Source organism: Accumulibacter sp. (genome assembly GCF_029255125.1).
Taxonomy (GTDB): Bacteria; Pseudomonadota; Gammaproteobacteria; order Burkholderiales; family Rhodocyclaceae; genus Accumulibacter.
This window is the reverse complement of the sequence record NZ_JAPUVR010000025.1, coordinates 1-12293: the sequence shown is the minus strand read 5'-3', so window position 1 is coordinate 12293 and position 12293 is coordinate 1. Positions and strand designations below refer to the sequence as shown.

The window sequence follows — 12293 nt, the reverse complement described above, 5'->3', positions numbered from 1 at the left end:
CATCGCGCAAAAAATGGCCCACCTGAACCGCAACATCCGCCTCGTCTTTGACTATCTGCGCATGACGAAAAACTCGCTCGGCAACGCCAAAGCGTGAAACGGGGCGGAGAACAAATTTACCGTGACGAGCATACGGATGGTCGAGCGGCGACCGACGCTGGGCGCGGCTGCAGCGGTCTGACGCGTGCTACAGCGTACGCGCCGTCAAGCGCCGCAGAGCCTCACTACAGGTCACGATGGTCGGCGACGAAACGTTCGAGCGCGCTGTGCGAAGCCAAGGCGAGCGGGCATCTTTGCTACACGCCGGCCGGCGGCAATTCGACGATGCGTTGCGTTTCGCTGCTCGCCATTCCGCTCTCGCCTTGCCTGCGTATCTGCGTATATCAGGCGCAGTTGGCCTTGCTGGCTGGCATTACCCCTGGCTTTTAGCAAAAAGCACAGCTTGCGCGCCGCCGGCGGCGGCTGCCGCAGTGCCGGCGGGCGCCTAACGCGCAGGAAACAGGGCAAAGGTGTGACTGGCGACGCTGGTGAATGGCCGCTGATCATAGCCCCAGTTCTTTCGTGCGAGCCGGGAAAAGTGCTCCTGTACATGCGCGGCAAGCTCGCGCACGTCGACCAGGCGGTTGCCGTTACGATCAGGCTTGCCGGCCAGCCCTTCGAGCAGCGTGTAGGCAAATGCACCATGTCGCCCCTCTCCCTCCAGGGCCATCCGGTCGTCCGCCGTGGCAGCGAGAATGGTGCGCCCGGTCAGGCGAGCCAGGCGCTCGAGCGCATCTTTTTCCTCGCTGATGCGGCCGCCGCGGCGTGATCCGAACAGACCTGCGCTGCACGTGTCGAGCAGCGTGATGCTCTTTACCGAGCGGATGCGTGTCAGCAGGCGGCGCAGGTCGTCGTGACTGACGCTGCGCTTGCGCAGGGAATCTGCCGAGCCTTGCGCGTCGTAGGGGATGAAGTGATACTCGCCATCGAAGATCCGGCCATGGCCGGCGAGATAGAAAACGAAAACGTCCTGTGGAAGCACCTTGCCGGCCATTTCCGCAAGCGCCGCGCGAATCCCGTCGCGCGTGGCGCGTTCGTTCAGCAGTGTTTGCACGTTCACTTGGCGATAGTGTGCTGCGCCCTGTTCGCGCAAGCGTCGAGCGATCGCCTGCGCGTCGTCGGCCGGAAAGCGCACGGCGCTGGCCAGCGTCGCGTCGCGGTAGTTGGCGATGCCGATGGCAAGGACGTGCAGCGTTGGTTCAACCAGCGATCCGGCGAGAACATCTGCGCTCACGCGCAGGGGCAGCGACTCCAGCCCCAGGCGGTTGACTGCGCTGATCAGCAGCTCGTGCCTGCCCGGCTGCAGATCCAGCGTGCGCGCGATGACGCCAGCATTGGCACTGCTGGCCGCCGGCATTTCGATCTCGGCACCGTCTATGCGATAGATCGCGCGCTCAACCGGACTGCCGCCGTCGACCACCTTGAAGCGAACCTCGAAGGGCCGGTTGCTATAGATTTCACTCGGCGACAACAACTCGAGCGTCGGGGCACGTCCATCGCTGCGCGTAAGAAGCAGGCGCGCGTCACCGAACCTTGCAATGGCGTCGGCGAGCAGCGTATCACCGTCGATGTCTAGGCGACGCGAGAGCAGGGCGGGCCGGTAGAAGCGTTCACGCAACTGGGCGGCGCTGACGAAGCCGCTCGCCTGGTCGCGCCCCCGGTTGATGTGGTAGCCAATCAATCCGTCCGCATCAGCGCCGGAACTGGCAAAGAAGCCCTCGGGCGTCCACATGATCCAGCGCTTGCGGTCCGCGTGTGGATAGAATGCCAGCGTCTCGTTGCCGTCGCGCAGACGGTGCCAGCGGATCGTTCCATCGCCATGGGCGGCGACCACGTAGCGGGCGTCCGCACTGATATTGACCGCCGATACGCCGTCGGCAATCGAGCGCTCCCAGAGCTGGCTGCCGTCGCGTCCGAAGAGGCGCAGCTTGCGGTCGGTACCCAGAACAAAAGCCGCGCTTCCTTCGGCGATTGCCAGACAGCGGGCAGTTTCCCCCGGAGCCAGCTCGAGCGCTCGTCGATCCAGCTTCGGCGCAGTCTGGTTTTTCCAGTTGTAGATCAGCAACTCGGGCGAACTGGTACGGGCAGCGATCAGCCGCGCAGCGTCGTCAGTCAGACTGCGACTGGCGAGATCGAAGGTGCGTGCCTCCTTGCCACTCGACCGATAGCCAAAGCGAACGCGCTTGGCGTCGGGCGTGATCAGGATCTGGTCGGACGACTGGCTACGCAGGTCGGCGATCGTTGCCGTGCGCTGCACGCGTTGTGTGCCGCTTACCGTCAGCACGCCCCATGCCGGGCCGGCTGAGGCATAGAGCAGCTCGCCCCTGGGCAGAGGTAGGAGCGCGGTCAACAACTCGTCGTCCAGCGCCAGATCATGTGGGCTCTGCCAGTCGCCGGCCGGCCATCGTCGGAGAGTGCTGCGGTTCTCGAGGCCCCAGCGTCCGGCGGCATACAGCCGGCGGCCATCCTCACTCCAGGTGAGGCTGCTCAGCGTTCCAGTATCGATTCCCATGGTATTCGCGCGTGCGACATCGGTCAGCTTGCTGCCATCGATCACTTGCACGACGCGTGTGTCAGAAAAGCCCACGGCGATGCGCGTGCCGTCAGGCGAGAATTGGGCAGCGAACGGCCGTTGGCCGCCGTTGGCTTCGACGCTGCGCGTGAGCTGCAGGCGGCCACTGCCTTCGATCCGGTAAAGGCGTAGCTTGCGGTCGTAGCTGCTGGTAAGCAGCCGCTTTCCATCGCGGCTGAAAGCGAGGCTGCTGGTTTGCTCGGCATAGTTGGGATCCGAGTCGACCAGCTTGCCGCTGGCGACCTCGAAGACGCGCAGACCAGAGGTTCCCCCCAGCCCGGCTGCCAGCCAGCGACCGTCCGGCGAGTAGGCAAGGAAGCGTACGACGTTCGGCAAACCGGACAAGCGACCGCGCAGTTGGCCGCTTGCCCGGTCGAAGAGGTAGATGCTGGCCTTGCCGTCCCAATCCCAGCCCGTCCAGCCGGCGAGCGCTGCGGTCTTGCCGTCTGGGGTCAGTGCAGCGGCGTACAATTTGCCTTCGTTGCCCTCATCCAGCGGCGGGCGCAAGACGGCGAGCGGCTTGCCGGTCGTTACGTCCCAGACACGAGCTGTCTTGTCCTCGCCCGCCGTGACTGCCCAGCGTCCCTGCGCATCCGTCGTGACGCTCTGGATGGCCGCGCTGTGCATGCCTGCTTCAAGGCGAAGAATCGGCTTGCTGCCCGGTTCTCCGGCAGCCACCGATCCGGCGAGAAGAAGACAGCCGGCCACCATGAGCGCGCCGTGCAGGGCGCGAATCACGTGTCGGAATGGCATAGGGGGAACTCCTTAGCCGCCCGGCGCGCCCGACTGGGCGGTCATCAGGGGGGGCGCAGCGGAATCGTTTCGCTGGTCACCTGGGCGCGGGCCGCAAGCGTATTCGGTGCGCTTGGCGAGCGACAAGGATTATTGGCCGCCGCCTTACAATCTTCCGTGCGAAATTTCTCGCCGTGCCTGACTGACTCGATGCGCAACTTCAGGGGGCTGGCGCTCGCCGTGCGCGGCAAGCGGGATCGGGGCGTTGCGAGCTGGCGCGCCCCGACCGGCGCGCCGAGCAAGGCGCGTTGCCTTCTGCTGCCAAGTCGTATTATTGCGTACTACAACTACTTCTTGCCGCCGCGCTCCTTGCCGCTGGCTCGTTCTTGGCGCACTTTGCCGATGACCTGATCGGTCAGGGCAATGATCTCGGCGTGTCCCTTGGCTTCCTTGCCGGTCACCAGGTACTTGCCATCGACAGCCATTGCCGGCACGCCCGGGATACGATGCCCCTCGGCCATCTGGTCAGCGCGTTTGGCCTTGCTGATCACGCCGAACGAATTGTAGGCATCCGTGAACTTCTTGCTGTCTACGCCTTGCGCACTCACCCAGGCGACGATGCTCTTCTCGTCATAGAGCCGGCTGCCGGCCTCGTGCAGCGCACGGAAAACGGCGCTGTCAAGGCGGGCCAGATCGCCGGTCGCCTCCAGCGCGTAGAACAGCCTGGCCAGGCTAGCCCACGGCGGTCGATTGAAGGAAATCGGCACGCGCCGGAAAACCACGTCATTGGGCAACGCCGCCGCCCACTTGCTGACCGTCGGGTGGAATTCGGCGCAATGCGGGCAGCCGTAGGAAAAGAACTCGATCACTTCGAGCTTGCCGGGGTTGTCGGTTGCTTGTGGCGGAACGATAGGCACGTAGTCGCGTCCGACGACAAGCTCTGCGCCGGCGGGTCGAAGCATGGCCAGGACGACGACGGCGAGCGTCAGGAACCAGCGGGAAAGGCGTGTAGACATGGTTTTCCTCATCGAGATGGTCAATCCTTCTTGACGACATTGGCGTCGATGCCCTGGCGCGCCAGATCACCGCGCAGGTGGTTGACGTCGTCCATCTTGTGGAAGGGCCCGAGGCGGACGCGATACCAGACCTTGTCCTGCAGCATGACCTGCTGAATTCGCGCTTCAGCGCCAATCAACGCCAGGCGCGCTTTCTGGTTGTCCGCCTCGCTGGCGCTCTGAAAAGCGCCGGCCTGCAGGTAGATGGGCTCCTTCAGCGCTGTCGTTTCCTTGTCGGCTCGTTCGCGGCTCTTGCTGCTCTCGGCTTGCTTCGTCTCGGCTGGTTTGCTCTCGCTTGGCCGGCTCGCCGCGGGTTTGCTCTCGGCCGGTCTGCCTTCGGTCGCTGGGCCGCTGCTCGCCGGTGCGGTCGGCGTCGCCACCTCAGGTTTGCTGGCCGCCGGCTTCGTTTCCGCCGGCTTTGCCTCCACGGGTTTGTGCTCGGCGGGCGCTGGATCGGGGATTGCCTCGGCCTTGCCAGGAAGGATCTTGTAGAAATCCAGCCGCGGCTTATCGTTGCCCACCGGGTCGCCCGGTTTGCCGGGCAGAGCAATCGGGGCAGGAGCGGCTGCCGCCTGAGTCTCGGGCGTCGCCGCAGGCGCCTTGGCGGTGGCCGTCGGGGGCGCCTTGGCCGGTGGCTGGCCGGTCGTTGTAAACGGCAGCGGCACCTTGTTGATATACCAGACGACAGCGGCGACGGCGACGACGCCGATGACCAGTCCAATGAACAGGCCAAGCAGCGTCCCACCGCCGGATTTCCTGGCCGGCGCTGCCTTGCGGGGTTTCATGTCACGACTCATCGAGATCCTCTGTTCTGCGCATTACATCGATTCCGGGCAGCTGACACCGAGAATCGCCAATCCGTTGCGAATCACCTGGCGCACGGCGGCCGCCAGCGCAAGGCGCGCCTGGCGCAGCACCGGGTCATCGACCAGCATTCGCTCGGCATTATAGTAGCTGTGAAATTCTGATGCCAAGTCTTTGAGATAGAACGCAATAAGGTGCGGGGAAAGCTCTTCGGCCGCGCTTTCGATGCGCTCCGGGAATGCTCCCAGACGAGTCGCCAGGGTCAGTTCATGCGGACTGTCGAGACGGCTCAGGTCGCTGGCCAGAAGCACCTGCGGGTCGCCGCCCCACTGGGCAAGCAAGGAGCAGACGCGCGCGTGCGCGTACTGGACGTAGAACACCGGATTATCGTTCGATTGGCTCTTTGCCAAGTCGAGGTCGAAGTCGAGATGCTGGTCGGACTTGCGCAAGACGTAGAAGAAGCGGCAGGCATCGTTGCCGACCTCAGCGCGCAGCGTGCGCAACGTGACGAAATCGCCCGAGCGCGTCGACATTTGCGCTTTCCAGCCGGAACGATAGAGGACGGCAAACTGAACGAGTGCCACCTCGAGCGCCTGTGGGTCGAGTCCGAGCGCCTGAATCGCACCTTTGACGCGCGGAATGTAGCCGTGGTGGTCGGCTCCCCAGACGTTGATCAAGCGCTCGAAGCCGCGCTCGTACTTGTTCAGGTGGTAGGCAATATCGGAAGCGAAGTAGGTGTACAGCCCGTTGTCACGCTGCACGACACGGTCTTTCTCGTCGCCGAACTGCGTCGATCTGAACCACCGGGCACCGTCCTGCTCATACAGATAGCCCGCCTGGTCCAGCCGATCGACACAGCGTGCAACCAGCCCGGTAGCAAACAGCGATTGCTCGGAGAACCAGACGTCGAACAGCACGCCGGATTCTTCAAGGTCACTCCGGCAGTCGGCCAGTTGCTCATTGAGTACGAAATCATGTACGTACTGCCAATCCTTGCCGAGCAACTGCCTGGCCTGGCCGATCAGCGCGTCGAGATGGGCCTCCCGCTGTTGGACGGCCGCCGCGTCGCTGCGCTCGGGCGCCGGGAGCTTGGGCGTTGCGCCGGCCAGACTGGCTGCCGGGCGTACGTAGCGATTCGCGTGCGCGGCGAGCATCTGACTGGCCATCGCGCGCACGTAGTCGCCCTGGTAAGCGTTCGGCGGGAACGGGCAGCGCTCGCCGTCGGCGTCGGCGAGTTCGAGGTAGCGCAGCCAGGTCGACAGCGCGAGGATGTCCATCTGGCGTCCCGCGTCGTTGACGTAGTATTCGCTCGTCACATCCCAGCCAGCGTGCGCGAGCAGCCGGCACAGGCTGTCGCCGTAGGCGGCGCCGCGCCCGTGCCCGACGTGTAGCGGCCCGGTCGGATTGGCTGAGACGAACTCGACCAGGACTTTCCGGCTGCCGCCGGCGGTCGACCGACCGAAGGCGGCCTGGTCTTCAAGGATCTTGTGCACCACATCGAGCTTGGCCGCCGCCGACAACCGGAAGTTGAGAAAACCGGCGCCGGCAACTTCGACGCTTTCGACAAACGGCGAAAAAGGCAGCTCGGAAAGCAGCAACTGCGCGACTTGTCGCGGGTTGCGCTTGATCGAGCGGGCAAGCTGCAGGGCCAGATTGCACGCGAAATCGCCGTGCGCGGCCAGCTTGGGTCGTTCGAGGTGGATGTCTGCGTTTGCCTCGCCCGGCGCGACGCTGCGCAGTGCGTGGCGAAGCAAGTCGGCGAGATGGGATTTGAGGTCGTGACTCATCGCTTTGGGTCTGCTGAAGGATTCAGTCAAGCCGCTGATTATACGACGCGCCGGCGGCCGCCGGGCGAATGCCGGAGCGATCGCCCGAGTTTCTGTGTAAACTCGTTGTATTTCCGACCAGAACAGGCCGCCGCGCTTGCGACTCCTTCGTCTCGCCAAAATCCTCAGTATCGCGAGCCGCTACGGCCTTGACGAGATGATTCTCGAACAGGAACCCAGCGGCCGGCTGGCGGCCTGTTCGCGCGCGCTGCACTTCTGGCGGCGTTTCGATGCGCCACCCGCGGTTCGCCTGCGCCAGGCACTGGAATCGCTCGGACCGATCTTCGTCAAGTTCGGTCAGGTTCTGTCGACCCGACGCGACCTGCTGCGGCCCGACATCGCCGACGAACTGGCCAAGCTGCAGGATCGCGTGCCGCCTTTTTCGTCGCAACTCGCCCTGGCGCAGATCGAGAATGCTTACGGTCGACCGGCGAGCGAGGTTTTCGCCGAATTCGACGCGACGCCGGTAGCCAGTGCGTCGATCGCCCAGGTGCACTTCGCCCGCTTGCGGCCCGAGGACGGCGGGCACGAAGTCGCGGTCAAGATTCTCCGGCCGGCGATGCACGCAGTGATCGCCAACGATCTGGCCTTGCTCGAGACCTTGGCCGTCGTGCTCGAAAAAGCCTGGTCGGATGGCCGCCGCCTGAAGCCGCGCGAGGTCGTCGCAGAGTTTGCCAAGTACCTGTACGACGAACTCGACCTGATGCGCGAAGCGGCCAACTGCTCGCAGTTGCGGCGCAATTTCAGTGGCTCGCGCCTGCTCCAGGTGCCGGAAGTGTACTGGGACCAATGCACGACGACGGTCATGGTCATGGAGCGGATGCGCGGAATTCCGATCAGCCAGACCGCGGCGCTCGTCGCTGCCGGGGTCGATCTGGCCGCACTGTCGCGCGCCGGCGTCGAGATCTTCTTTACCCAGGTCTTCCGGGACGGCTTCTTTCACGCCGACATGCATCCGGGAAACATCTTCGTTGCCGTCGACCCGGCGCACCACGGCAGCTATATTGCGCTCGACTTCGGTATCGTCGGCACGCTGACCGACGCCGACAAGAACTACCTGGCGCAGAACTTTCTCGCCTTCTTTCAGCGCGACTACAAGCGCGTCGCGACGGCCCACATCGAAGCCGGCTGGGCACCGCCCGAGACGCGCGCCGACGAGTTCGAGGCGGCCATCCGCGCCGTTTGCGAACCGATCTTCGACCGACCGCTGCACGAGATCTCTTTCGGTCGAGTCCTCCTGCGACTTTTTCAGACCTCGCGCCGCTTCAACGTCGAGATTCAGCCGCAGCTCGTCATGCTGCAGAAGACCTTGCTCAACATCGAAGGCCTGGGCCGGCAACTCGATCCCAACCTCGATCTGTGGAAAACCGCGAAGCCTTTCCTCGAACGCTGGATGAGCGAGCAGGTTGGCCGGCGAGCCTTTCACCGCGGGGTCCAGCAGGAAGCCCCGTATTGGGCGCGCACGCTGCCCCAACTGCCGCGCCTGGTGCACCAGGCGCTCACCCGGCAGAGCAATGAGCCCGACCTGACGCCTATCCTCGACCAACTGCTGCGCGCTCAGCGTCGCCAGCAGCGTTTGCTCGGCATCATCGCCTTGCTCCTGGCGGTGCTGCTGGCTGGCCACTACCTTCACTTTTGACGACACCAGGAGAAAATCCGCATGCAACGCGCCGCACTGACCGCCACAGGCGTCTACACTGCCCCGTACGTGATCAGCAACGAAGAACTGGTCGCGGCTTACAACGAGTACGCGCGCAACTTCAACGCAGACAACGCAGCGCGCATCGTCGCCGGAGAGCTTGCCGCGTGTCCGGAATCGAGTGTCGACTTCATCGAAAAGGCGTCGGGAATCACCCGGCGCTACGTCATGGACAAGGCCGGCGTGCTCGATCCGCAAAGGATGCGCCCGCGCTTTGCTGCGCGGCGCAATGAAGAGCTCTCACTGCAGGCCGAGATGGCCGTGGCGGCTGGCAGAGAGGCGCTGGCCGCCGCCGGCAGGACAGGCGCCGAGGTCGATGCGGTGATCTGTGCCGCGTCGAACATGCAGCGTGCCTATCCGGCGATGGCCGTCGAGATTCAGCAGGCGCTGGCCGTCGAGCGCGGCTATGCCTTTGATATGAATGTCGCCTGCTCGTCGGCGACCTTTGCACTGGACATCGCGGTCAATGCCGTGCGTTGCGGGACGGCACGCACGGTGCTCGTCGTCAATCCGGAAATCTGCTCGGCGCACCTCGCCTGGAAGGACCGCGACTGCCACTTCATCTTCGGTGACGTTTGTACGGCGATCGTTGTCGAACGCCTGGACGCGGCGCGTTCGGCGCACGCCTGGGAGGTTCTCGGCAGCAAGCTGGCGACGAGCTTTTCCAACAACATCCGCAACAATGCGGGGTTTCTCTCGCGTTGCGAAGACCGCGATCCGGACGATCGCGACCAGTTGTTCGTTCAGGAAGGACGGCGCGTCTTCAAGGAGGTCTGCCCGATGGCCGCCGAGCACATGACGCAGCACCTGGCCAGCCTGGGGTTCACGCCGCTGCAGGTACGCCGCTTCTGGCTGCACCAGGCAAATCTGGCGATGAACCAGTTGATCGGTCGCCGGCTTCTCGGACGCGAAGCGACTGTCGACGAAGCGCCGGTGATTCTCGACGAGTTCGCCAACACCGCTTCAGCCGGTTCGATCATCGCTTTCCATCGGCACAACACGGACCTTGCCAGCGGCGATCTCGGTCTGCTCTGCTCGTTTGGTGCGGGTTACTCGATCGGTAGTCTGGCGCTCAGAAAGTGCTGATTCCCTGGCGCTCCAGCCTTGATCAGCGGGCGGGTGGTGGCCTTCGCGCGCTGCCTCTGGACGGTGCGCCGTTCGCCCCGGTTGGCGCTCGCGGCGGCCACCGCAGGCGGGCGAGGAAGCCGCCGGTGGTCAGATTCTCGACTTCCAGGCAGGCGCCGTGCAGTTCGGCAATTCGTTGCACGATGGCCAGCCCGAGACCGCTGCCTTCCGCGCTGACGTCGCGGCCACGATAGAAGCGTTCGGCCAGCCGTGGCAGTTCGTCGGCCGGAACGCCCGGGCCGCGGTCGGCGACGCCGAGTGACAGGCTGCCGTCGTCGTGCCGGGCGAAGATCGTGATCGGCGTTCCCGGCGGGCTGTAACGCAGCGCGTTGTCCACCAGATTGCGCAGGACGATGTGCAGCAGCTCGCGGTCAGCGCGCACGATCAGCGGAAACGCTTCGGTTTCCCCCTCGAGCTGGTCCAGCTCGTTCACGTCGCCCGGCTCGCTGACGAAGGTGCGCACGAGTTCGGTAAGATCGACCGGGTCAGCCCTGGGCAGCCGGGCCAGCGGGTCGAGGCGCGCCAGGCGGAGCAACTGGTCGAGGACGCGGGCCGCCCGGTCGGCGCCGGCGACGACCTGGTCGAGTGCGTGCTGTCGATCGGCCGGATCGCCGGTGCGCTGGGCGACCTGCGCCTGGATCTTGACGACGGCCAGCGGCGTACGCAGTTCGTGCGCCGCGTCAGCGGTAAACCGGCGTTCGTTGTCGAGTGCGTGGCTCAGTCGGAAAAGCAGCAGGTTGAGCGCCGAAACCAGCGGTTGCGCCTCGAGCGGAACGCTGCCGCTAGCCAGCGGCTCGAGCTTTTCCGGCGACCGTGAGGCAACATCGGCCGCCAGGTCGTCGAGCGGCTTCAGACCACGGCGAACCGAGCCATAGAGCAGGAGAAGCAGGAGCGGCGAGAGGAGGGCGATCGGCAGGACCGTCTGGCCGGCGACTTCGAGCGCCGCCCGGTCGCGCAACTCGATCGATTGGCCGACCTGAACGCGATAATCGCCTTGCTTCGAGGCAAGCGTCAGCATGCGCCACGGCCGACCATCGTGTTCAATCACCGCATAGCCGAGCCGGCCCGTCATCGGCATGCGTGGCGCATGCTCCGAGCGCAGAAGCAGCGAACCGTCGGCGCTGCCCACCTGGAATTCGAGCTGCGGTTCATAGATGTTGCTGCGCTCGCGCTCGATCGTCGCCAGGCGCATCGCCAGCTCACGCAGTTCTCCGCCGTTGTCGCGCACCAGGGCGAGGAGCAGCCGCGCCGACTGCGCCAGGTGGCCGTCCATCAATTCCTCGGCTTCGTGCTGCGCCAGACGGTAGCTGAGCACGCCGCTCAGCGCCAGGCCAAGCAGCGCAGCGATCAACACCGTGCGCAGCAGGCGCCAGCGCAATGAGGGAATGCCGGCGCCGGGCAGCAGGTGCGGCATCAGTCGGGGCCGCCCAGGCGGTAGCCCAGACCGCGTATCGTGCGAATGAAATCGGCGCCAAACTTCTTGCGCAGATGATGGATGTAGACCTCGATCGTATTGCTGCCGGTTTCTTCGCCCCAGGCGTAAAGGCTTTCCTCGAGCTGGCTGCGCGTGCGGATGTGGTTGCGATGACTCAACAGATCGTGCAGCAGCGCGTACTCGCGTGCCGACACGGCAACCGCCTCGCCGTTGCGGGTGACCCGCTTGCTCGCCGGTTCGAGAACGACACCGTTGTGCTCCAGCGTTGGCGTCGACGCACCGGCCGCACGACGGAGCAGCGCGCGCAGGCGCGCCTGCAACTCGGGCAGATCGAAAGGCTTGGTCAGGTAATCGTCGGCGCCGGCGTCGAGCCCGGCGATCTTGTCGGCCGTACTGTCACGCGCGGTCAGGATGAGGACCGGTACAGGGTTGCCGCGCTGGCGCAGTTCCTCGACGACCGCGAGCCCACTGCGCTTGGGCAAGCCCAGGTCGAGCACGCAGGCGTGGTAACTGTGGTCAAGCAGCGCCGAGCGCGCCGCCTCGCCGTCACGCACCCAGTCGACCGCGTAATCGGCAAGTCTGAGGCCGGCGCGTATTCCATCGCCCAGGGCAGCATCGTCTTCCACCAACAGAATGCGCACCAGTCGTGTCCCGTACGAAGTAATGTCAGCCAGTCTGCTCAACCGCGCGTGCATGATTCGGCGCCGCGCAGCGCGATCTGATCCGTCCGGATGGTGGCCGGAAACGCGCCTGAGGTCAACACTGACCGTAGTTCAACGACATTCGGCAGGCGTTCCGTCGCGGGAGGAGGGGAAGGTATGACCCGTGCCAAGCGACCAGCGAGCGTTGCGGAGCAGGGCGCCGCACGATGCGCCAGGGCGGCGTGCCGATCTGGCCTGGCGGGTCGATGATTGGCCATTGAGATGGCCGTTGGTCTGCCGACTTGCCGCTTGAGCGTGTTGACATTGTCGTGAGTCGCTTTGTCTGCGGCCAAGACCGGTGGTAT

General features: G+C 65.0%; 8 protein-coding genes. 2 read left to right on the top strand and 6 right to left on the bottom strand.

Annotated features, from left to right (window positions below):
* Positions 1–484 precede the first annotated feature (484 nt).
* The 4 genes from Q1L59_RS00920 to argS all read right to left on the bottom strand — a co-directional run bounded on the left by Q1L59_RS00920 (position 485) and on the right by argS (position 6989).
* Positions 485–3364 (bottom strand): caspase family protein, encoded by a 2880-nt coding sequence (locus tag Q1L59_RS00920; RefSeq protein WP_300327416.1) that lies wholly within the window; start codon positions 3362–3364, stop codon positions 485–487.
* Between the two features lie 326 nt (positions 3365–3690).
* Positions 3691–4359, bottom strand: a complete 669-nt coding sequence (locus tag Q1L59_RS00915; RefSeq protein WP_300327415.1) for a thiol:disulfide interchange protein DsbA/DsbL — start codon at positions 4357–4359, stop codon at positions 3691–3693.
* Between the two features lie 20 nt (positions 4360–4379).
* A complete protein-coding gene (locus Q1L59_RS00910) occupies positions 4380–5183 on the bottom strand; it encodes an SPOR domain-containing protein (RefSeq protein ID WP_300327414.1) in 804 nt (267 codons plus the stop codon).
* A gap of 33 nt (positions 5184–5216) precedes the next feature.
* Positions 5217–6989, bottom strand: a complete 1773-nt coding sequence (gene argS / locus Q1L59_RS00905; protein WP_300327413.1) for an arginine--tRNA ligase — start codon at positions 6987–6989, stop codon at positions 5217–5219.
* 136 nt (positions 6990–7125) lie between these two features.
* Between argS and ubiB the strand changes: the two genes are divergently transcribed.
* Both ubiB and Q1L59_RS00895 read left to right on the top strand, forming a co-directional pair.
* Positions 7126–8667 (top strand): ubiquinone biosynthesis regulatory protein kinase UbiB, encoded by a 1542-nt coding sequence (gene ubiB / locus Q1L59_RS00900; protein ID WP_300327412.1) that lies wholly within the window; start codon positions 7126–7128, stop codon positions 8665–8667.
* A gap of 21 nt (positions 8668–8688) precedes the next feature.
* Positions 8689–9813 (top strand): beta-ketoacyl-ACP synthase III, encoded by a 1125-nt coding sequence (locus Q1L59_RS00895; protein WP_300327411.1) that lies wholly within the window; start codon positions 8689–8691, stop codon positions 9811–9813.
* Between the two features lie 22 nt (positions 9814–9835).
* Here Q1L59_RS00895 and Q1L59_RS00890 read toward each other — a convergent pair whose 3' ends face one another.
* Complete coding sequence (locus Q1L59_RS00890; RefSeq protein WP_300327410.1) at positions 9836–11266, bottom strand: ATP-binding protein; 1431 nt, start codon at positions 11264–11266, stop codon at positions 9836–9838.
* Positions 11266–11928, bottom strand: coding sequence for a response regulator transcription factor (locus tag Q1L59_RS00885; RefSeq protein ID WP_300327409.1), 663 nt, complete (start codon positions 11926–11928; stop codon positions 11266–11268). The genes Q1L59_RS00890 and Q1L59_RS00885 overlap by 1 nt, the downstream gene beginning before the upstream one ends.
* Positions 11929–12293 lie beyond the last annotated feature (365 nt).

Bases quoted from the DNA above. Each gene is read 5' to 3' on its own strand.
- Q1L59_RS00920 (WP_300327416.1), bottom strand. From the start codon at position 3,364: ATGCCATTCCGACACGTGATTCGCGCCCTGCACGGCGCGCTCATGGTG.
- Q1L59_RS00915 (WP_300327415.1), bottom strand. From the start codon at position 4,359: ATGTCTACACGCCTTTCCCGCTGGTTCCTGACGCTCGCCGTCGTCGTC.
- Q1L59_RS00910 (WP_300327414.1), bottom strand. From the start codon at position 5,183: ATGAAACCCCGCAAGGCAGCGCCGGCCAGGAAATCCGGCGGTGGGACG.
- argS (WP_300327413.1), bottom strand. From the start codon at position 6,989: ATGAGTCACGACCTCAAATCCCATCTCGCCGACTTGCTTCGCCACGCA.
- Q1L59_RS00895 (WP_300327411.1), top strand. From the start codon at position 8,689: ATGCAACGCGCCGCACTGACCGCCACAGGCGTCTACACTGCCCCGTAC.
- Q1L59_RS00890 (WP_300327410.1), bottom strand. From the start codon at position 11,266: ATGCCGCACCTGCTGCCCGGCGCCGGCATTCCCTCATTGCGCTGGCGC.